The sequence below is a fragment of the Amycolatopsis sp. WAC 01416 genome (assembly GCF_003947485.1).
Taxonomy (GTDB): Bacteria; Actinomycetota; Actinomycetes; order Mycobacteriales; family Pseudonocardiaceae; genus Amycolatopsis.
Genome location: NZ_QHHX01000013.1, coordinates 45,673 through 66,379 on the forward strand (window position 1 = coordinate 45,673; position 20,707 = coordinate 66,379).

General features: G+C 69.6%; 19 protein-coding genes. 11 read left to right on the forward strand and 8 right to left on the reverse strand.

Annotated features, from left to right (window positions below; all coding sequences use genetic code 11):
- The first annotated feature begins 20 nt into the window (after positions 1 to 20).
- Positions 21 to 473, forward strand: coding sequence for a carboxymuconolactone decarboxylase family protein (locus DL990_RS36620; protein WP_125801441.1), 453 nt, complete (start codon positions 21 to 23; stop codon positions 471 to 473).
- A gap of 5 nt (positions 474 to 478) precedes the next feature.
- Here the strand turns inward: DL990_RS36620 and DL990_RS36625 are convergent, their stop codons facing one another.
- A complete protein-coding gene (locus DL990_RS36625; RefSeq protein ID WP_125801510.1) occupies positions 479 to 1,195 on the reverse strand; it encodes a metalloregulator ArsR/SmtB family transcription factor in 717 nt (238 codons plus the stop codon).
- Between the two features lie 134 nt (positions 1,196 to 1,329).
- Between DL990_RS36625 and folE the strand changes: the two genes are divergently transcribed.
- Positions 1,330 to 1,926: a GTP cyclohydrolase I FolE gene (gene folE, locus DL990_RS36630; protein ID WP_125782734.1), complete on the forward strand. Its 597-nt coding sequence runs from the start codon at positions 1,330 to 1,332 to the stop codon at positions 1,924 to 1,926.
- On the opposite strand, the gene DL990_RS36635 is transcribed toward folE, so the two are convergent.
- Positions 1,916 to 3,166 carry an MFS transporter gene (locus DL990_RS36635; RefSeq protein WP_125801442.1) on the reverse strand — a complete coding sequence of 417 codons (1,251 nt, stop codon included), beginning with the start codon at positions 3,164 to 3,166 and terminating at the stop codon, positions 1,916 to 1,918. The two genes, folE and DL990_RS36635, sit on opposite strands and share 11 nt — an antisense overlap.
- 107 nt (positions 3,167 to 3,273) lie before the next feature.
- On the opposite strand from DL990_RS36635, the gene DL990_RS36640 reads away from it, so the two are divergent.
- Entirely contained in the window at positions 3,274 to 5,820 is a 2,547-nt protein-coding gene (locus tag DL990_RS36640) for a P-loop NTPase fold protein (RefSeq protein WP_125801443.1), read from the forward strand.
- Here DL990_RS36640 and DL990_RS36645 read toward each other — a convergent pair.
- Positions 5,769 to 6,509: a flavin reductase family protein gene (locus DL990_RS36645; RefSeq protein ID WP_199746748.1), complete on the reverse strand. Its 741-nt coding sequence runs from the start codon at positions 6,507 to 6,509 to the stop codon at positions 5,769 to 5,771. The genes DL990_RS36640 and DL990_RS36645 overlap by 52 nt on opposite strands.
- Before the next feature lie 254 nt (positions 6,510 to 6,763).
- On the opposite strand from DL990_RS36645, the gene DL990_RS36650 reads away from it, so the two are divergent.
- Complete coding sequence (locus DL990_RS36650; protein ID WP_125801444.1) at positions 6,764 to 8,833, forward strand: AMP-binding protein; 2,070 nt, start codon at positions 6,764 to 6,766, stop codon at positions 8,831 to 8,833.
- 26 nt (positions 8,834 to 8,859) lie between these two features.
- Here the strand turns inward: DL990_RS36650 and DL990_RS36655 are convergent, their stop codons facing one another.
- Positions 8,860 to 10,485: an AMP-binding protein gene (locus DL990_RS36655; protein WP_125801445.1), complete on the reverse strand. Its 1,626-nt coding sequence runs from the start codon at positions 10,483 to 10,485 to the stop codon at positions 8,860 to 8,862.
- A gap of 108 nt (positions 10,486 to 10,593) precedes the next feature.
- On the opposite strand from DL990_RS36655, the gene DL990_RS36660 reads away from it, so the two are divergent.
- The 3 genes from DL990_RS36660 (at position 10,594) to DL990_RS36670 (ending at position 13,643) form a co-directional block, all read left to right on the forward strand.
- Positions 10,594 to 11,409: a helix-turn-helix transcriptional regulator gene (locus tag DL990_RS36660; protein WP_125801446.1), complete on the forward strand. Its 816-nt coding sequence runs from the start codon at positions 10,594 to 10,596 to the stop codon at positions 11,407 to 11,409.
- A gap of 188 nt (positions 11,410 to 11,597) precedes the next feature.
- Entirely contained in the window at positions 11,598 to 12,575 is a 978-nt protein-coding gene (locus tag DL990_RS36665) for a GlxA family transcriptional regulator (protein ID WP_125801447.1), read from the forward strand.
- Between the two features lie 78 nt (positions 12,576 to 12,653).
- On the forward strand, positions 12,654 to 13,643 hold the full coding sequence (locus DL990_RS36670; RefSeq protein WP_125782720.1) for an alpha/beta fold hydrolase: 990 nt from the start codon (positions 12,654 to 12,656) through the stop codon (positions 13,641 to 13,643).
- Positions 13,644 to 13,811: 168 nt separating this feature from the next.
- Here DL990_RS36670 and DL990_RS36675 read toward each other — a convergent pair whose 3' ends face one another.
- Together DL990_RS36675 and DL990_RS36680 are read right to left on the reverse strand one after the other, a co-directional pair.
- Entirely contained in the window at positions 13,812 to 14,771 is a 960-nt protein-coding gene (locus DL990_RS36675) for a DUF6528 family protein (protein ID WP_125782718.1), read from the reverse strand.
- A 77-nt stretch (positions 14,772 to 14,848) separates the two neighbouring features.
- The gene (locus tag DL990_RS36680; protein WP_125782716.1) at positions 14,849 to 15,805 is read right to left on the reverse strand and encodes a hypothetical protein; all 957 of its coding nucleotides are present in this window, start codon (positions 15,803 to 15,805) and stop codon (positions 14,849 to 14,851) included.
- 159 nt (positions 15,806 to 15,964) lie between these two features.
- Between DL990_RS36680 and DL990_RS36685 the strand changes: the two genes are divergently transcribed.
- Positions 15,965 to 16,261, forward strand: a complete 297-nt coding sequence (locus DL990_RS36685; RefSeq protein ID WP_125801448.1) for a dsRBD fold-containing protein — start codon at positions 15,965 to 15,967, stop codon at positions 16,259 to 16,261.
- Between the two features lie 6 nt (positions 16,262 to 16,267).
- On the opposite strand, the gene DL990_RS36690 is transcribed toward DL990_RS36685, so the two are convergent.
- The gene (locus DL990_RS36690; protein ID WP_125801449.1) at positions 16,268 to 17,983 is read right to left on the reverse strand and encodes a GAF domain-containing sensor histidine kinase; all 1,716 of its coding nucleotides are present in this window, start codon (positions 17,981 to 17,983) and stop codon (positions 16,268 to 16,270) included.
- A gap of 131 nt (positions 17,984 to 18,114) precedes the next feature.
- Here DL990_RS36690 and DL990_RS36695 point away from each other — a divergent pair, with 131 nt between their 5' ends.
- On the forward strand, positions 18,115 to 19,092 hold the full coding sequence (locus DL990_RS36695; RefSeq protein WP_125801450.1) for a nitroreductase family protein: 978 nt from the start codon (positions 18,115 to 18,117) through the stop codon (positions 19,090 to 19,092).
- 9 nt (positions 19,093 to 19,101) lie between these two features.
- Here DL990_RS36695 and DL990_RS36700 read toward each other — a convergent pair whose 3' ends face one another.
- The gene (locus tag DL990_RS36700) at positions 19,102 to 19,734 is read right to left on the reverse strand and encodes a response regulator transcription factor (RefSeq protein WP_199746749.1); all 633 of its coding nucleotides are present in this window, start codon (positions 19,732 to 19,734) and stop codon (positions 19,102 to 19,104) included.
- 189 nt (positions 19,735 to 19,923) lie between these two features.
- On the opposite strand from DL990_RS36700, the gene DL990_RS36705 reads away from it, so the two are divergent.
- Positions 19,924 to 20,229, forward strand: coding sequence for an ANTAR domain-containing protein (locus DL990_RS36705; protein ID WP_125782706.1), 306 nt, complete (start codon positions 19,924 to 19,926; stop codon positions 20,227 to 20,229).
- A gap of 71 nt (positions 20,230 to 20,300) precedes the next feature.
- A complete protein-coding gene (locus DL990_RS36710) occupies positions 20,301 to 20,702 on the forward strand; it encodes a response regulator transcription factor (RefSeq protein WP_233598724.1) in 402 nt (133 codons plus the stop codon).
- Positions 20,703 to 20,707 lie beyond the last annotated feature (5 nt).

Below are 20,707 nucleotides of genomic sequence, written 5' to 3' on the forward strand. Positions count from 1 at the left end.
AAACCCTGGAGGAGAACATCATGGACACCCGGATCCCCAACCCCGCACTGGCGAATCCCGCCACCCTGAAGGCCTTGATCGCGCTGGCGGAGTCGACCGGCGACACCGGCGTCCCGAAGACCACGCACTACCTCATGCACGTCCGCGCGAGCCAGATCAACGGATGCAGCGGATGCGTGGAGATGCACACGAAGGAACTGCGCAAGGCGGGCGAGTCCGATGAGCGGATCTTCACCGTGGCCGCGTGGCGCGACACGGCCTACTTCACCGACGCCGAACGTGCGGCGCTCGCGCTGGCCGAGGCCCTCACCCGCATCGCGGACCGGGCCGACCCGGTCGACGACGAGGTGTGGAACGAGGCGGCTCGTCACTACGACGAAACCCAGCTTTCGAGCCTCGTCCTCTCCATCGCCGCCATCAACACCTGGAACCGGCTCAACGTCGCCACCCGGCAGATCGCCGGCGCCGCCTGATCGGTCTACCGGGCCTGCCGTAGTTCCACACAGCACTCGGCCGCGCCGGGAACGAGGGCCGCTTCCACGTTCCCGGCGCGCACGCCGTTCAGGAAACCGGCGAGGAAGGCCTGGTTGATCCCGCAAACGAGGTCCGGTGCCTCCGCGGCCAGCGGGTGGAACGGGCAGTTCCGCAGCCGGACGCAGGTCGTGCTGTCCCGGCTCGGCTCGAAGCCGTAGCGGCGGAGCATCCCTTCGGCCACGGTGAGCGCGCGTTCCACGCCGAGCCTGCCGGGCCGGGTCCGCGCGCGTTCCTCCTCGCCCGCCGCGAAACCGCGCTCCCCCGCGACCCGTCGCACGGCATCCCGCGCGGTCTCACCGGACCCTTCGGCGAGCACGGCCTCGGCGAGGATGCCGGCAAGGATCTCGTGACGCCGGGCGGGAAGCTGCACCTGGATGGTCTCGTCGACGGGTTCGTAGACCTTGGGCCTGCGCCCCACCTTCACCATCGGGCCCGCCGCGAAGCCGAATCTGAGCAGGCCCGCCGCCACGAGCTTGTCGAGATGGAAGGCGGCGAGCTTGCGGGAGATGCCGACCGCGGCCGCCGCCTCGTCCCGCGTGACGGGACGCCGCGCGCGCCGGGCGTAGGCGTACATCCCGCGGCGGAGGTCGTCGTCGAGTGCCGCCACCGCGGCGATGGCCGGGGCATCGAGGCCGTCCGGGTCTGGCACTGTCACGTACACCACGATATCGCCTATCTCAACCGGCGGAACATCCTGCACTGCGGATCTACCATGTACGATGAGCCGACGGGTGGCAAAACACCCAAAAGTCTTAGTTAAATACACTGGGGATCGCGGTCAGCCTAGGAGGCCTAATGTCCACTCCCGCCTTGCGCGTCGTCCACGAAACCGGGCCGGGACCGGACCTGGTGGCCGCCGAGGCCGCGGCCGCCGATCTCCTCACCGCGCTGGGTATCTCCCTGGACTCCGAGAGCCTCCGCGGCACCCCGGGCCGGATGGCGCGCGCGTACGCCGAGCTGTTCACCCCGCGGCCGTTCGACCTCACGACCTTCCCCAACGACGAGAACTACGACGAACTCGTCCTCGCCAGGGGGATCCCCGTCCGATCCGTCTGCGAGCACCATCTGCTGCCGTTCGTCGGGGTCGCGCACGTCGGCTACCTGCCGGGCGACCGGATTCTCGGCCTGTCGAAACTGGCGAGGATCGTCGAGCATTTCGCCTGCCGCCCACAGGTTCAGGAACGACTCACGAAACAGGTCGCCGACTGGCTCGACGAGCAACTCGAGCCGCGTGGCGTCGGCGTGGTGATCGAGGCCGAACACTCGTGCATGACCCTGCGCGGTGTGCAGGCCGTCGGTTCGAGCACCGTCACCTCCACTCTGCTCGGCACGCTGCGCGAAGACGCCCGTTCGCGCCAGGAGTTCTTCGCGCTCACCAGGATCAACGGCTGACAGCAGGCTCTTGCGCGTAGGCCGCGGAAACGACCTTGCGGTCGAACACGCGCCAGGTGAGCGCGGATACGATCACCGCCACCACGAACCCGGCCCAGTACGGCGTCGTCAGCCCGAACTTCGACGCCACCGCGCCGCCGAGCAGCGCGCCGACGCAGTTGCCTCCCGCGACGATGAACAGGCTCGTGCTGCCGACCCGGCCGAGCATCTCCGGCGGGGTGAGCCGCTGACGCAGCGAACTGGCGACGATCCCCCAGAGCGCGCCGTGCACCCCGAACAGGAACAACGTCACCCCGGCCACCGGCGCGCTCGTGCTCGTCGCCAGGACCAGATGGGTCCCGGCCTCGATCAGCAGCCCGATCCGCAACGTCCAGGTCGGCGTGCACCAGGCGATCAGCCGGTCACCCGTGATCGAGCCGAGCAGCCCGCCGACGGCCATGCAGGTGAAGAGCAGGCCGTATCCGACGGAACCCAGCTCCAGGCGCTCCTTCGCCAGTAGCACCAGTACTGAAGTGGCCGCGACGAGTGTCAGGTTCAGCAGGCCGATCAGCCCGACCATGGTCCGCAGCAGGCGCTGTCCCGCGAGCCAGCGGAATCCCTCGGCCACCTCCGACCGGATCGAGCGCCGCGCGACCGGCTCGCCGGGATCGCCGCCGGGCCGCGGCCGGTAGGCGCCCGCGATCAGGCCGAGCAGCAGGGCGCTGACCGCGTACGTGCCGGCGTTGACGTAGAACGGGATGCTCGCCGCGGCACCGAACAGGAATCCGCTCAGCGGGCCGGAAAGCATGCCGTGGGTCAAGGTCGTCCCGGCGTAGAGCCGCCCGTTCGCCCGCTCCAGCAACGCTTTCGGGACGATCGAGGGCAGCATCGCCTGACTCGCCGTCCGGAACACGACCTCGCCCGAGTTGATCACGAAGAGAACGGCGTACAGCAAGGCGATGCTGACGTTGCCGGTCGTGATGGCGACCGCGAGCAGCGCGACCGCGGGGACACGGATCCAGTCGAGGGTGATCATCAGCTTCCGCCGGTCCACCCGGTCGACCAGCACCCCGCCCGGCAGGGAGAAAAGCAGCCAAGGCAGCCACGCCATCGCGAACCCGCCCGAGACGACGAGCGGTTCGCCGGTGCGGGAGGCGATCAGCAACGGCGCCGCCACCGTCGCGAGACCGCTGCCCAACGCCGACGTCGTACTCGCCGCCCAGACCTTCGCGTACCTGCCGTCGAGCCGCTCCCCAGTCATGAGATCGAAGGTAGCGATCGATGACCGAGCGGAGGCGGGGTTTCACCCACAGCTGAGCGGCCACCCTCTAGACTGCCCTCCCGTTCGGCCTTGGGAGGGGACCGCGAATGGTGCCGGTGCGCGACGTCGATCCGTCGACCCTGCTGATGAACTCGCCCATCGGCGGGGACCTGCGCCCGTATCTGCCGCGGGACGCCGATCGGAACGTCCGCGCCGCACTGTCCGCCGCGCCGTTCACCGTAATCGTCTACGAGCACAATTCGGGAGCGCGACGGACGGCCTACGAAGCGTTGCTGGCGTTGTTCCCCGACTACGAACTGATCGTCAAACCGCAGAGCATCGAACTCGCCCAACGACGGGGTCCGGCCACCGCCGTCGTCTGGTTGGATCGCGAGCTCGACGAGAACTTCGGCCTTGTCTCTCGCGCCTTGGCCGCCTGGCTCGGCCGGAACACCGCGCGCCGAGCACTGGGAGTCGTCCGGGAAGACCGGTACGACGACCCGGGGCTGCGTGAGGCCCTCGATCCTCTTCGTCCCTCGGTCGTGAGACTCGCCGCGAACCTGTCCAGCGGAGAGCGCCTCGTCGCGGATCAGATGTTCCCCGCGGCGGCACCTCTTCGCCGAGCCGGCGAGCTCGCCCGCCTGTCCGGCGAAGAACAGCCATCGAGACCGGTCGAAAACCCGGTCCCGGACCCCTTCGCCGCCCACGTCGCCGACTACCGGCCCGACACCGACGACGGCGTCGACCGCCTCGGCATCGGCACCGACGTCCGCATGCTCGCCGACCTGGTGGTCTCCCGGATGATCACCCCTCCCCTGTCGATCGGCCTGTTCGGCAGCTGGGGCTCGGGCAAGAGCTTCTTCATGCGCCAGATGCAATCGCGTGTCCGCGAGCTCGCCGATTCCGCGCGGACGGCGGAAACCGAGGCGGGGACGCACGGGAAGTCCGTGTCGTCCTACTGTTCGAGTGTCCGTCAGATCAGCTTCAACGCCTGGCACTACAGCGAGGCGAACCTCCTCGCCAGTCTCGCCACGCACATCTTCGACAACCTCGCCGCGAGTGGCGCCGAGAACGATCTGCAACGCCAGGCCGATCTGCTCGCGGAACGCCGCAAGACCGAGAAGACGCTTCTCGGCAGGCTCAGCGCGGTCCGTCTCGAACGCAGAACCCTGACGGCCCAGCAGAAACAAGCGAAGCGAAGGCGACGGAAGCCACGCGAGTACGTCCGCGCGGTGTTCGACAGCCTCACCGAGGCGGACAAGGCGTGGATCGCGTCCAGGATCGGCGTCGACCGGCCGACCGCCGAGGATCTCGAACGGCTGGCGCAGGAAACCGGCGGACTGCGGTCGGACGTCGCCGAATTCTGGCGACGGCTGCGGCAGGATCCGGTGCCGCTGCTGGTCCTGATCGGCGGACTGGTGACGGTACTGGTGGTCACGTTGCTCGTCGGCCGGTCGCAGGTGTCCGGCGTGCTCGGCGGGCTCACGGTGGTGAGTTCCGCGCTGACCGTCGTCCTGCGGATGCGCGCCAGCGCGGACCGGATCCACCAGGCGCTCGGTAAACTCGGCGGTCCGTCCGAAGAGGACGAAGAGACCGAGCGGCGCCTTGCCGAACTGGACGCCGAGTCCGACAGGCTTGAAAAGGCCGTCACCGAACTCGCGCCCGGGCTGGACCTGGTGTCGTTCGCGGAGTCCCGGGTCTCGGACTACGTCGAACACCTTGGCGTGGTTTCGTTGCTGCGCAAGGATCTCGAGACGTTCGCGACCATGCTCGCCGAGGTACCCCACGGTTCGGGGAAGATCGAACGGACCGTGCTCTACATCGACGACCTCGACCGCTGCCCGCCCAAGGTCGTCGTCCAGGTCCTCGAAGCCATTCATCTCCTGCTGGCGCTGCCGGTGTTCGTCGTCGTGGTCGGTGTCGACTCCCGCTGGCTCAAGAAGGCCGTGGAGCAGCATTACGAGGAGATGCTCGGCGACGATCCGGAAACCTTCGCCGAAAACTACCTCGAGAAGATCTTCCAAGTGCCGTTCACGTTGTCCCCCATGGACGATCCAGCGTTCGCGGGGCTCGTGCGCGGGCTCGCCGACACCGAGGTCCAGGATGTCTCGCCGTCGCCCACGCCCGCCGGACCGGATCAGGCCACCGGTGATCGCTCTCCGGTCGCGGCCGATTCCCCTCCTCGCGCGGAAGCACCGCGACCGTCGTCCGAACAGTCCACAATAGACTTACGACCTCCTCGACTGGTGATCTCGACGGCGGAACTGGACTTCCTGCCGACGTTGGCGCCGCTCGTCCGGTCCCCGCGCGCCGCGAAACGGCTCCTGAACCTGTACCGCCTGCTGCGGGCACGGTTCGCCGGGGAAGACCTGGCGGAGTTCCTCTCCGACGGCGACCGTGAGGCACCGTTCCGCGCGGTGCTGGTCCTGCTCGCGATGCACGTCGGGCATCCGGAGGCCGTCTCGTGGTTCGCGAACCTCGACGGAACGGGTCCCGAAGACAGCGCACTCGAAATCGTGCGGTCCATGAACGACCACGAACTGCGGCCGAAGCTCGAACGCGGCCTGGCCGGCGGTTCGTGGCCGGACCTGGCCGTGTCCTATCAGCGCTGGTTGCCGTTGGTGAACCGGTTCTCGTTCGCCCGCGACGACTGATCCCGCGACCGCTCGATATCGGGTCCCCGGTAGAGCCGCTCGGGGATTTCGGCGAGCGTCGACGGGTGGACCTGCGGGCCGAGTCCGTAGAGCTTCTGGAAGCTCATGATCAGCGGCCGCCAGCGGTCCGGGTCGATCCGATCTTCGGTGCCCGGCATCCGTACGTCGTCGTGGACGTGGACGCGCTGCACGCGGACCTCGAACACGAGGACGCCGCCGCGTTGTTTCGGATCGTCCTCGGCGAGAGGATGGAAGGCCTCGACGACGGCCTCCATCGTCACCGGGCATTCCGCGACGCGCGGCGGCCGGACCGTCTCCGAGGCGACCGGGGTGAGCCCGGCGCGGGCGAACTTGTCCGCTTCGTACCGGTATCCGCGCTCGCGCTTGCGGGCCGGGACGGGATCCGAGCCGGTGGTCAACGCCAACCTGTCGACGGCGCCCGCCAGCGCGTCGGAAGGGAGATTCAGAACACATTCACGGTTGCGCATGAGATTCTGCGCCGTCTTCGATTTCGCGCCCAGTCCGAGCATGCCCCGCCACCCGAGCCAGAACGCCGACGACATCGGAGCCAGGTTCGGAGCACCCGCCTGGTCGACCGTCGACAGGAGCACCACCGGGGTGCCGAAGTACAGGATTCCGGGCTCGATACGGGTGTGTGCGGCCTCGGCCGCCGACGTAGTAACTGTCACGTCCGTCAGCTTCGCCGCCTCACGCGCCGGAGGCTGGCGTGAATCGGACGTCGCGATCAACACCGACGGCGGACGGCTTCACGCCGCCGCGGCACATACCCTTCCCGAGGTGGCTCCCTTGGCCGGACGGCAAATCGCGGTCGTTCGGAGTATTGCGTTCGGCCGATTGCTGGTAGGTTCGCCGAACTCGAAGACGAAGGAGGCGCCGGCAGCGGCCCGGTCAACACCCGAACGCGCGTGGTGAGGCGAATCGCATGCGAGACGATGTGGTCCAGGCGAGCTCGATTCTCGGGCATTCCCCCGGCCAGGTTTGGGAAGTGATCGGCGATCCCGAGTCCTACTCGAGGTTCGTCGCGGAGATCAGCTGGTGCGAGATCCAGCGGCCCGCCGAACGCGGGCGCGGCCCGAAATGCCTCGTCCGGCTGGAACCGCGGCAGGGCACGCTCGTCGCCGGTGACATCGAGGCCCGGGTCTGGCGGCCGGGCGAGCACGTCGTCTGGTGCGGCGTCGAGAACGACGGCAACTGGGTCTCGGTCGAGCTGAGGCAGACTGCCGAAGGCGGCACCGAACTCATCGCGCAGCTGATGCTTCCGGCGCCACATTCGCAGCTCGTGTCCGCCGCGTCGTTCAAGCGCACCGTCCGCGCGGTGACCCGGCGGATCGATCTGCACCTTTCCGGCCGGGCGGCGTCGCCCCAAGAGGAACCGGCGCACACCAAGGCCACCACGCTGCACACGGCCAGCACACTGATCAAGGCCGGAGTGCTCGCGGCCGCGCGGCCGGACAAGATCGCCCGGCAGCTCACCTCGCTGTCGCAGTGGGGCGCCACCATCGCCGGCGGCTACACCGCCAACGCCGCCCGTGTACCCGAAGAAGTCGCGCTGCAGGACGAACGCAACGTCCGGACGTTCAAGCAGACGGCAGACCGCAGCAACCAGCTCGCGAACGCGCTGGCCGCGCGCGGGGTCCGCTCCCGCGACCGGATCGCCTTGCTGTGCCGCAACCACGCCGCGATGGTCGAGTCGCTGATCGCGTGCAGCAAACTCGGCGCGGACGCGATCCTGCTCAACACCGGCCTTTCCGCCGGCGCGGTCGCGGACGTCATCGGCCTGCACGAACCGGTCGCGGTCCTCGCCGACGACGAGTTCTCGCGGATCATCGCCGACATCCCCGGCGATTTCCTGCGGCTGTCCACCTGGCCGGAGACCGAGAACGGCTATCCGACGATCGACCAGCTGATCGCCGGGGTGCCCGCCACCAAACTCAAACCGGTGGACCGGATCGGCAGGCTCGTCGTCCTCACGTCGGGCACCACGGGAACCCCTAAAAGCGCACGCCGTCCGACGCCCAAAGGACTCGCGACGTCGGCCGCCATGCTGGACCGGATCCCGCTCCACTCCGGAGACCGCTTCGTGGTGGCCGCACCGCTGTTCCACAGCTGGGGGCTCGCCGGGATGCAGATCGGAATGGCGGTCCGCGCTTCGCTTTCGCTGATCCGCCGGTTCGACGCCGAAGAGATACTGAGGACCATCGCCGAACATCGCTGCGGTGTGCTGTTCGCCGTTCCCATCATGTTGCAGCGCATCCTCGACCTGCCCGAACGGATCCGCAGCCGCTACGACCTCTCGTCGCTGCGGATCGTGGCCAGCAGCGGATCCGCGCTGCCGGGCACGATCGTCACCGAGTTCATGGACACCTTCGGCGACGTGCTCTACAACTTCTACGGCTCCACAGAGGTTTCTTGGGCCAGCATCGCCACACCCGAAGACCTCCGCGCCGCGCCGACCACGGCGGGCCGCTGCCCGCCCGGCACCCGCGTCGCCATCCTCGACGACGACCACAACCGTGTCCCGCCGGGCTGGGAGGGACAGATCTTCGTCGGCAACGACATGCTCTTCGACGGCTACACCGACGGCGCCAGCGTGCCGCGCGCGGAAGAACTGATGGCGACCGGCGACGTCGGCTACCAGGACGCCTCCGGCCGCCTTTTCGTCACCGGCCGGGCGGACGAGATGATCGTGTCCGGTGGGGAGAACGTGTCGCCTCGCCCGGTCGAGGAGGCGATAGTCGCGCTGCCCGGCGTCCACGAAGCGGCCGTGATCGGCGTGCCGGATCGCGAGTTCGGGCAACGGTTCGCGGCGTACATCGTCCCGAAACGCGGCGCCCGGATGAGCGCGGAAGACGTCCGCGCGTACATCCACCGCCGGTTGGCGCGCTTCGCCGTGCCGCGGGACGTGTACTTCGTGGAGGAGCTGCCCCGGAACGCGACCGGGAAGGTACTCAAGCGGCTGCTGCGAGACGAGACCTGGCCGGTCGACCAGTAACGTCCTTTGTGGACTTCCGCGTTCCGTCAGACGGGTTGCGCGCCTGAGTGCCGTTTCCGCAAGAGGAACCGCTGGATCTTCCCGCTTGGCGTCTTGGGCAGCTCCGGAACGAAGTGCACCTCACGCGGATAGGCGTGGGCGGCGAACCTGGTCTTCACCAGTTGCTGTAGCTCGGTCGCCAGCGCGGCGTCGGCGGAGACACCGTCCCGGACCACCACGTACGCGACGATCACCTCGCCCCGCAGCGCGTCCGGGACGCCGACGACGGCGGACTCGGCCACGGCGGAATGCTGCTGCAGCACGCTTTCCACGTCGAACGGGCCGATCCGGTAGCCCGCCATCAGGATGACGTCGTCGTCCCGCGAAGCGAAGGTCAGGTAACCGTCGGCGTCCTTGGCGGCGACGTCGCCGGTGTAGTACCAGCGGCCGTCGGGGCTGAACCGGGCCGCGGTGCGCTCGGGCGCGTCGCGGTAGCCCCGGAACCACAGGAGCGGGCTCGCGGGAAGATCCAGTGCGACCCGGCCGCGCTCCCCCGGCTCCGCGATCACGTCGGCGTCCTCGCGGAGCACCTCGACGGCGAAGCCAGGTAGCACCCGGCCCATCGAGCCCGGACGGACCTCGGCGCGCAGATCCGGATGCCAGGCGTTGCCAACCACCATGCCGAGTTCCGTCTGTCCATAGTGGTCATGGACTCCGACGCCCAGCTTCGACGACGCCCACTCCAGGACGTCCGGGGTCAACGGTTCACCCGCCGACGAACAGTGCCGGAGGCGGAGTCCTTCCGGCACCGGCGCGTCCGCGTTGCGAAGCGCGCGGTACACCGTCGGCGCGGCGGCGAAGTTGGTGACACCGAACTTCGCCAGCACCGCCCACGTCAGCTCGGCCGAGAAACCCGCGTGCAGCAACAGGCTCCGCCTGCCGGTCGCCATCGGCGTCATGATCGCGTAGTACAGACCGTAGGCCCAGCCCGGATCGGCGGCGTTCCAGAAGACGTCGTCGGCGCGGACGTCGAGCGCGAAGTCCTGGTACGCCTGGAAACCCGCGAGCGCGCGGAGGGGAATCGGGACGGCTTTGGGGGTTCCCGTGGTCCCGGAGGTGAACAGCTCGACCAGGACCCCGTCCCCGCCGGTCACCGCGGCGTCCGGTAGCGGGGCGGCATCGGCGGTCAGTTCATGGAACGACAGATCGCCGTCGTCACCGGCGCCGACGACCACGATCCGGCGCTCGGGGTCGGCGGGCAGCTCCGCGGACGGCGACAGTTTCGAGCGCTGACCGGAGTCGGCGATGACGACCTTCGTGCCGTTGCCGGTGATGCGCAGCGCGATCGCGGGCGGCGCGAAAGCGGTGAACAGCGGAACGTGCACCGCGCCCAGCCGCCAGATCGCGAGCAGCGCCACGACCAGTTCCGCCGACTTGCCCATCAAGGTCGCGACGCGGTCTCCAGGCTCGACACCGAGGTTGAGCAGTGCCCCGGCGAACCGTTCCGACCGCTCGCGGAGCTCGCCGTAGGTGAGGTCGTGGCCGGTCAGATCGGGTTCGACCACGGTGAACGCGACCGCATCCGCCGGATGCCGGTCGCACAGCAGGGCGGCGGCGCTCGCCCGCTCGTCGCCGTAGACATCGAGCAACCGCCGGACGTGAGCTTCGGTCATCGTTTCTCCCGGGACGTTGGCGAAGGCGTACAGTTCCGGGAATCGTGCGGGCGGGCCCGATCCGTCCACCACCCCCGATCGAGGGGGATCACCGAGGAGGGTGAGCCGATGCCGGTCGACGATGCCCAGCTCCTCGGCGCGGTCTCGGACCTGCGCCGCGACACCGGCCTGCCCGTCGGCTTCGCCGGGATCGCCGGCACCTCACCCCGGATGCGGCTGACCGCGTTCCTCGGCAACCGCGGCACCGCGCTGAACGGCCTGTCCGTCCGCGCGGGCTGCGGGCTCGGCGGCAAGGCACTCGCACTGACCCGGCCGGTCGTCGCCAACGGCTATCACAGCGCCACCACGATCAGTCACGACTACGACGAGCCGGTCCGCGACGAGGGCATCCACTCGGTGGTCGCGATCCCGGTCGTGGTGCGCCGCCGCGTCCGCGCCGTGCTCTACGGCGGCCTGCGTGACGAGGCCGTCCTTTCCGACCGGACGATCACCGCCGCCCTGCACTCCGCGCGCGACCTCGAACAGACCCTGGCCGTCGAGGACGAGATCGAGAGGCGGCTCGCCGAGGCGAAGCCGCTGGCCGAGCACCACGAGGAGGCTGCGCCTCGCGAACGGCTGCGCGAGGTCTACGGCGAACTCCGAGCACTCTCCAGCCAGATCACCGACAGCACTCTCCGCGACCGTCTCGACGCGGTCTGCGGCAACCTCGCCGGTGCCGCTCCCCCGGCGGTGCGCCTGGCACCGCGGGAGCTGGACACCGTCGCACTCGTAGCGCTCGGTCTGACCAACGGCGAGATCGCGCAGCGGCTGGGCCTGACCGCGGAAACCGTCAAGAGCTACCTACGGGACGCGATGCGCAAACTCGACGCGACTTCGCGGTTGCAAGCCGTCACGCACGCACGGCGAGCCGGTCTACTCCCCTGACACAGGACGGCGGCGGTAGCCCCGGCCACTCACGACCAGCTGGACCGAACTGGCGGTTTCGCGTGATCGAGTGGACGGCACGTGTGATCAGACGGCCGGCTCACGTGTCTGGATGGACGACACGCGCATGGCGAGTGCGTGTCTGAGACACGGGTTGGCTCTAGCTCGAAAGTCTCTAGGATCGGCCCATGAGACGGCTGGCCGTGGTGGTCTTCAACGGGGCGTCGCTCGGCGCGATGTCGTTCGCGTTCGGCGTGTTCGAGATGGCTTCGGCCTTCGGGGAGCTGCCCGACCTCGAACTCAAGGTCGTCGGCGGCGAACCGGAGACCGCGCTGCGAGGCGGCGGCTTGACCGTGCCGGTCCCCGAAGACCTCGGCGCGGTCCGGGACGCGGACCTGGTGCTGGTCCCGAACTGGCGGTCGCCGATGGAGGATCCGCCGGCAGCCGCGCTGGAGGCGCTCCGCGCGGCACACGACCGGGGCGCCCGGGTGGCCGGATTGTGCAGCGGCGCCTTCGTACTGGCCGCGGCCGGGCTGCTCGACGGGCGCCCCGCGACCACGCACTGGGCGATGGCGCCGCTGCTCGCGGCCCGGTTCCCGGCCGTCCTCCTCGACGAATCGGTGCTCTACATCGACGACGGCGACATCCTGACCGCGGGCGGTGGCGCGGCGGGGATGGACCTCGGCCTGCACCTGATCCGCTCGTGGTGCGGCGCGGAGGTGGCGAACCGGCTGGCGAAGGGCATGGTCGTCCCGCCGCACCGGCCTGGCGGGCAGGCTCAGTACATCGAGTCGCCGATGCCGGAGCTCGACGAGGGCGACCCGGTGTCGGAGACGATGGCCTGGGCGCTGACCAGGCTGGACACGGCGCTCCCGGTCGACGAACTCGCCAGGCGGGCGCATATGAGCAGGCGCAACTACGATCGCCGGTTCCGTGAGATCACCGGTGCCGCGCCCGGCACTTGGCTCACCCACCAGCGCGTCATCCGCGCGCAGCAGTTGCTCGAGTCCACCGATCTCCCGGTCGACGAGATCGCCAGGTACTGCGGGTTCTCCTCGTCCGCCGCGCTTCGCCCGCATTTCCGGCGACAGGTCGGGGTCACGCCGGTGTCCTACCGGGAGACGTTCGGGACCAGGCTGGGCGTGCCCGAACCCGTCCTGTCCTGACAGGGCTGTCTCAAAACCGACCCCGGTTGGCGAAAACACCGCTCACGGTCGGCGCCTCGGTCCGGCCACGATCGGGACATGACCGAAGACAGCCGTTCCTTCCTCAACCGCCGGTCCATGCTCACCCTCGGCGCGGGGGCCGCGGCCGCGCTCGTGGCCTCGGGTGGCGTCGCCGAGGCAGGCCAGTCCGGCGCCCCGAGCGACGCGGCACTCGCCCGGTCCCTCCCCGGCGGGTTCCGCAGCGAATACGCCCAGGTCGACGGGGTCCGGTTGCACTACGTCGCCGGTGGCCGGGGCGAGCCGCTGATCCTGCTGCCGGGCTGGCCGGAGACGTGGTGGCAGTACCGCGCGATCATGCCGGAGCTGGCGAAGCGGTACCGCGTGATCGCCGTCGACCTGCGGGGCATGGGCGGCTCGGGCAAGCCCCGAGGCGGGTACGACAAGAAGACGATGGCACGCGACATCTTCGGCCTCCTGCGCACACTGGGCCATCGGCAGGCGCATATCGCCGGACACGACATCGGCGCCATGGTCGCGTTCGCCTTCGCCGCCAACCACCCCGAAGCGACGAAGACCGTCACGCTCATGGACGTCTCGCATCCCGACGAAAGCCTGTACCAGCTCCCGATGCTGGCCCCGCCAGGGCAACCGGTGAACGTCTGGTGGTTCGCCTTCAACCAGGTCGCGGCGCTACCCGAACAGCTGTTGGCCGGCCGGTCCCGCTTCCTCGTCGACTGGATGTTCGACCATCTGGCGGCCGATCCGGCCTCGATCGCGGCTCGGGATCGGGCGATCTACGCCGCCGCGTACGACCGCCCGGACGCGATCCGCGCGGGGAACGGCTGGTACCAGACGTTCGGCCAGGACATCGAGGACCAGAAGGCCTACACGAAGATCGCCGCCCCGATGCTGGGGCTGGGCTCGGAGTTCAACTACGACTACCTCGCCGCGGTGCTGCCGTCGAAGGCGGCCGACGTCCGGGTGCGGAAGATCGCCGGTTCCGGGCACTTCGTCGCGGAGGAGCAACCGCGGGCTGTCACCGACGAGCTACTGACCTTCCTCGGGTGAGGCCGATACCCCGAATGGGTCAGCACCGCGCGCTGAACCGGACGATTCACTCGGTCAGGTGAAAGACGCGGCCAGCCGTCATTCTCGCGACGAGGGTCCCTCTTCTCTGGTGTGTCGGTACCGGCCGGGCAGCCCCCCGAACGGCCGGTACCGACACGGAAGTTCAGCTCAACCGATCCACCAGCGGGCCTTGTAGATCCACGCGCCGTGCAGCGCCAGCTCGGCGCGTGGAAAGGCCAGCCGGACGGTGTCCGTGCACCACGTGCACAGGTGGCCGTCCTGCACCGAGGCCGTCAGGATCTGCCCGGTCCGGGGGTTCGTCGACACACTCTTCACATGCGGCCGGTCGATCTCGCGCGCGCCCGCGTAGCGCTGGGTGAACCCGCCGCTCGTCTTCGAGAACTGGTACACGCCCGCTTCCGTGGTCACCCACAGCAGATCCGGCCGATGCGGGATCGGCTGGAGGTCGTGCCCGCCCTTGCTCGGCACCGGCACGGACCGCTGCTCGGTGAGCACCGGCGCCGCGGGGGGCCCGCCGACGCTCAACGCGACGAGCGCGTCGGTGCCCAAGGCCCACAACACGTTCCGGCCGGCGTCCCAGACCACGCCGTGTGCCCCCACCAGCCGATACTCGGCGTAGGTCGTCGAGCGCTGCCCCTGGGAAGCGGTGTAGACCCGCACCCAGCCACCGGTGCTGGCCGCCACCGCGACGTTCCCGTCCGGCAGCAGTTCGATGCTGTGCGGGTTGGCCGGCCCGCCGACGTTCGCCGCCCAGTACGCCCGGTCGCCGGCCGGATACGGCACGACCGCCGCGAAACCACCCGACGCCGACGTCAGCAGGTACTTCTCGCCGTTGCGTTCGGCGAGTTTCGCGTCGCTCGGGTTGCTCCACGAGCCCGCGAGGTCCGCCAGCCCGTTGGCGGCGTTCGGTGCCCACGCCCAGCTCGGCTTCCGGTTCTGCCAGGACGTCCGGTCGGCGGGCACCACCAGGATCCGTTTGGACGCCTGCTCGGTGATGACGATCGAACCGCGATCGCGCCCACCCGCGTCCGCCACCGCCGGCGCGGACGCCGCCACCGAAAGGCCCGCGATGGCCAGCGCCACCAAGGATTTCCGCATGATCTTCATACGGAGACCGAACCCGCTGCGGATGACGGCCGGGTGGCGGTGATCGGAAACGTGGGTGTCGACGAGATGACCCTGGATCAGAGGGGCGCCTCCGTCCGCCGGAGCAGCACTTCGCCGACCTCACGGCGTCCCGTCATCGGCACCGGGCGGCCGTATCCGAAGCGCAGTACCGTGTGAGGACGGCCGAGGTCGGCGAAGACCCGGTCCATCGCGACCCGGGTCTCCGGGGTTTCGAACGGCCTGCCGACGAACGACGTCGCGAGGCCGGCCGCCGTCGCGGTCAGCAGCACCCGCTGCAGCACCATTCCGGCCCGCAGGTCCGCGGCGGGGCCGCCGCCCGCGGTAAGGACCGCGCCGAGCACCGGCTCGCCGCCTTCGGGTTCGGCGGCGAAGAACGACTCCTGCGCGGGAATGCCGTGCGGCGACGGTGGTCCGGCCGGTGCCGGGACACCGTCCGGGGCGTTGGCCGCCCGCCGGGTCCACAGCGCGACCTCCGCCTGGAACACGCCGTTGCGCGCCTGCGCGGCCTCGGCCCGGTGCAGCACGCGCGCGACCGCGTTCGCCCGGTCGCCCCGGCCGAACAGTTCCAGCAGCCCGCCTTCCACCAGCGCGGACGCGCGCAACGTCGTCCGTGCCCAGACGGGAACCGGCCGGTCCAGGAACGGACGGCGGTTCGTGTGACGACGGAAGACGGCTTCGGCGAGTTTTCGCTCCTCCGGTGAGGAAAACCGGTCGTCGCCGATCACGAGTTCGGCGAGCAGATCCGGCTCCCCCGGTTCCGGTACGACCCGGACCGAGAGGGTCTTGCCGTTGGACCGCAACGAAACGATCAGGTTGAACATCGCCGCGCCGCACGAAAGCCGTGCCTCACGGGCGTCCGGGTCGGCGATCCGGAGCACCCTGGAGCGGTCGAGCCGCACCTCGATCCGGTCCTGGTCGACGACGAACCGCCACGGCTGGGTGTTGAGCGGGGACGGCGCGCGGACGGCGGCCGCCACCGCCTGATCGACGGGTGTGGGTAACGGGATCGTCATGGTGGTCTCCGAGGGAAACTGGGGATTGGTCCACCTTCGGCCGGGGTACCCGGCGACCGCAGCGGCCGCCGGTCACGAATTCCGAGGACTTTCGCCCCCGATTCCCGGAGAGCGAGGACTTGGGGCCCTGTGCCACGAACGGCGGTGGTGAGAGCCTCGATGACCGGAACGGAGCCGACGATGACGGACAACTGGACGATCGACGTGTCCCTGCAGCACGAGCCGTATCGAGTGCGCGCGGAGGCGTTGCTCCGGCTCGAAGACGGTGGCGAGTTCGTCGGTGTCGGACTCGCGGAGGCCGGGCTGAGAAACAGTTCGGCCTCCCGGATCGGCGCCTATCTCGCGGTGACGCGGGCACTTTCGGACCTCACCGCGGAACTGCTCGAGACCGTCGCCTCCGACGTCGCCCGCTCGATCGAAGTCGACGGGATCCTCACCGCGCAGTCGTCGAACTGACTCGGGTCAGCGCAAGGGGGCGGACCACTCGACCCTGGTGCCGCCCTCGTCGCGGGTCTCCGCCTGGAACGCCCCGCCCGCCTTCTCCGCACGGTCGCGCAGTCCACCTGGCTCACCGGCGGTCCCGGTGCCGTCGTCGGTGACCACGATCCGCAGGACGTCGTCCTTCACGGTGACGCTCACCGAAACTCCGCTCGCCCGCGCGTGCCGGACGACGTTGCCGACCGTCTCCCGCACCACCGCCTCGACGTGTTCGGCGAACGGGAGGGGAATCGAGTCGAGCGGCCCGGACAGGCTGACCGTCGGGTGGATCGGGGTTTCGTCGGTGAGTTCGGCGATCGAGTCGTAGAGGCGGTGCCGCAGCCGCACTCCCTGCTGCCCCGCCTCGCCGCCGTGGAGGTCGAAGATCGCCGTACGGATCTCGTGCACGATCTCGTGCATCTGGTCGATGCTCTCACCGATCCGCCGCCGCAGTTCCGGGGTGTCCGCCCGGCGGTGCGTGCTCTGCATGGCGAGACCGACCGCGAACAGCCGCTGGATCACGTGGTCGTGCAGTTCCCTGGCGATCCGGTCCCGGTCGGCGAGCACGTCGAGTTCCCTCGCCGTGCGCTGCCGCGCCGCCAGCTGGAGCGCGAGCGCGGCCTGGTCGGCGAACGAGGCCACCACCGGCAATTGGGCGAGCTCGAACGGGACCGCGCCCGGATTCCGCACCGCCATCAGCACTCCGGACGTGCGTTCTCGCGCCCGGAGCGGCACCACGAGCGTCGGGCCGAGGCCGAACTCGCCCTCGGGACCGAGTGCCAGTTCCGGGACGCTGCGCGGGGTCCGGTCGCGGTAGACCGCCCCCGGCACCGAGTCGGCGACGCTGATCCGCGCCCCGGTCAGTTCCGCGGCCCGCGCGCCCGCGCACACCGCGATGGTGAGTTCGTCGGCCTCGTCCTTGCCGACGTCGAGCCCGCCGGAACCGGGTAGTGCCAGCAGAGTCAGGTCGGAACCGGTCAGTTCCAGTGCCCGCCCGGCGATCAGGTTGAGCGCGTCGACGGGGTCGGTGCCGCCGAGCAGTTCCGTGGTCACCTCGCTGGTGGCGGCCTGCCATTGCTGGCGGATCCGCGCCCGCTCGTAGAGGTGGGCGTTCTCGATCGCGATGCCCGCCGCCGCGGCGAGCGCCTGGACGACCACCTCGTCGTCGTCGGTGAACCCCTCCCCGCGTTTTTCGGTGAGGTACAGATTCCCGAACACCTCGTCGCGCACCCGGATCGGCACGCCGAGGAACGACCGCATCGGCGGATGGCGCGGCGGGAACCCGACCGAAGCGGGATGCCGCGAAATGTCGGCCAGCCGCACCGGTTTCGCCTCATCGATGACGAAACCCAGCAGCCCGTGCCCTTTCGGGAGATGCCCGATCTGTTGCTCCGTCCGACCGTCGATACCGAGATAGACGAATTCGGAGAGCGAACCGTCGTCCGCGATCACCCCGAGCGCGCCATAGGTGGCTTCACCGAGATCGATCGCCGCCCGCACGATCCGGCGCAGCGTCGTGTCCAGCTCCAGCCCCGAAGCGACCGCGAGCACCGCTTCGAGCAGGCCGTCCATCTTGTCGCGCGTGCCGATGAGCCGTTCGATGCGCTCTTGAAGGTCCCCCAGCACTTCACGGACCCGCAGCTGGGAAAGCGCGCCAGTGACCCGGTCGTCGCTTCCGCCCAGCCGGTCATGAGCCGACATCCTGCTGCGCCTCCGAAGATCGGGACGAGTCGCGGCCGTGGTGACTTTCTCCTCTTTCGGCCCCGCACCGCGGACGGGGACCGTCTCATCGAGACAACCGTATTACCCGTGGCACGGCGGCGGGAGAAACCATGACCATACAAGTCACCGGGGTCGGGCGCTTGAACTCCGAACAGGTGAATTCCGTGCTCCGGTCGGCCACTCTGGCGCCGTCGACGCACAACACCCAGCCGTGGCTCTTCCGCTGCACCGGCACCGGGATCGAACTCCACGCCGATCCGCGCCGGATCCTCCCGGTCACGGATCCGGACGGCCGTGAACTCGTCCTCTCCTGCGGCGCCGCCCTGTTCACCCTCAGGACGGCGATCCACGCCTCGGGTTTCCACCCGGCGACGACCCTCGTGCCGAGCCGCACCGATCCCGATCTGCTGGCCGTCGTCCGCCCGCTCGCCGAACGCACGCCGGATCTGAAGGTCTCGCGGCTCGCCCAAGCGATCCCGCGCCGCCGGACCAACCGGCGACCGTTCCTGTCCCGTGCCACCCCGGAATCCACGCTCGCCGTACTCCGGCACGCCACCGAACTCGAGCACGCGTGGATGTCGCGCCTCGACGCCGAACAGTGCCGTCGCCTGCGTGACCTCACCGAACGCGCCCGCCGGGCACAGCTCGCCGACCCCGCCTTCCTCGCCGAACTCGGCCGCTGGACCGGACTGGCCGCGGGCACTCGCGACGGAGTGCCGTCCTACGCGACCGAAGGCGCTCCCGCCGACGAAAGCTGGATCCTCGACGAATTCGGCGAAGCGAATGGCGGCATGCGGCCTGCTCCGCTCGTGGTGATGATCGGGTCGCTGACCGACGAACGGATCGACCGGCTCCAGGCCGGTCAAGCACTGCAACGGGTTCTGCTCACCGCGACCGGCGCCGGACTCGACGCGTCGTTCATCTCCCCGCCGACCATGGTCCGCGAGGCCCGTGCCGAACTCCGGCGCCTTCTCGGCTGTGGCGTGTGGCCCCAGGTGCTGCTGCGCGTCGGCTACGGCTCACCGTTGCCGTGGACGCCGCGCCGCCCGCTGGAGGATGTCGTACTCGACACGCTCATCTCCGCTTGAGGCGCGCCGTCACTGCCGCCGCAGTTCGGTGGCCAGCACGGCCGCCTGGGTGCGCCGCTGCATCCCCAGTTTCGTCAGCAACCGCGACACGTAGTTCTTCACGGTCTTTTCCGCGAGGAACATCCGCTCGGCGATCTGCCGGTTGGTCAGTCCCTCGCCGATCAGTTCCAGCAGCGTGCGCTCCTGATCGGAAAGCCCGGCGAGCGGGCCCTTCTTGGCGGCGTCGTCGCGGAACTTCGCCATCAGCGTCGCGGCGGCCCGCGTGTCCAGCAACGACCGGCCGAGGCCGACCTCCTTGACCGCCGCCACCAGATCCATCCCCCGGATATCCTTGATGACGTAACCGCTCGCGCCCGCCATGATCGCGTCCAGCATCGCCTGCTCGTCGGTGTAGGAGGTGAGCATCAGGCATTTCAGTTCGGGCATCTTGGAGCGCAGTTCCCGCGCGAGTTCGACGCCGTTGCCGTCCGGCAGCCGCACGTCGAGTACCGCGACATCCGGTCGCAACGCCGGGATCCTCGCCAACGCCTGGGAAAACGTGGCGGCCTGGCCGACAACGCACAGGCCCGTGTCCTCCTCGAGCATGTCCGCGACGCCTCGGCGGACCACCTCGTGATCGTCGACCAGAAACACCCGGAGCATTCCGACCTCCACGGTTTTCCTCCTCGGATGAGAGCGTACGGCGCACGGCCGGTCACTGCGACAGGCCAAAGGGACTTGTTCGGCGCCCGTTCGGGTGGCCGCCGCCGTCCGGACCAGGTTCATTTGCATCATTCGAGTCAGGACGTTCTGTTCTTCCCGGGGCGGTCACGCCGCTGCGACGATCACTTCATGTCCGAGACCATGCTTTCGACGGCCACGTCGGCCGGCTCTCCCGACCCGACCGACGACGTCGTGGCCATGCGCGACCGCATCCGCTTCTACCGGGCCCGCGCCGAGCAACTCCAGTACGCGCTGGATCACCGGCTTCCCATCGAACAGGCGAAGGGAATCCTCGCCGAGCGTTACCAGATCGACATCGATGCGGCGTTCGAAATGCTTCGCTCGTTCTGCCGTAACAACAACATGAAGATCCACGACGTCGCCAGGACACTCGTCGACCAGCTGAGCGAAGGCGATCGCCGAGTCTCTTGCTGAGTCACGCCAAGTTCGGCGGGGGGCCCGCGACCACCACCGGCGCCGCAGACCGCGCGGGCACGGACCGCGTGATGAACCGAACGCCGCCCCCCAGACTTCGGGTGCTCGTCGCGGACGACAACCCGGTGATCGGCGACGCGTTGCGCGCGCTCCTGGAATCCGAACCGGACATCGAGGTGGTCGGCATCGCGCTGGACGCCGGTGAAGCGGTCGCGCTCGCGGAACTGCTGACCCCGGAGGTCGCCGTGCTGGACGTCCGGATCCCCGGTGGCGGCGGCGCGTGGATGGCGCGGGAGATCCGGCGGAGGGTGCCCCGCACCCGGCTGATGGCGTTCTCCGCGCACAGCGACACCCGGTCCATCGCCCAGATGGCCTCCGCGGGCGTCACCGAGTACCTCGTGAAGGGCAGCCCCAACACCGAGATCGTCGCGGCCATCCGCCGCCTCTGCGCGAACAGCGCCGACACGGCTTGAGCGCA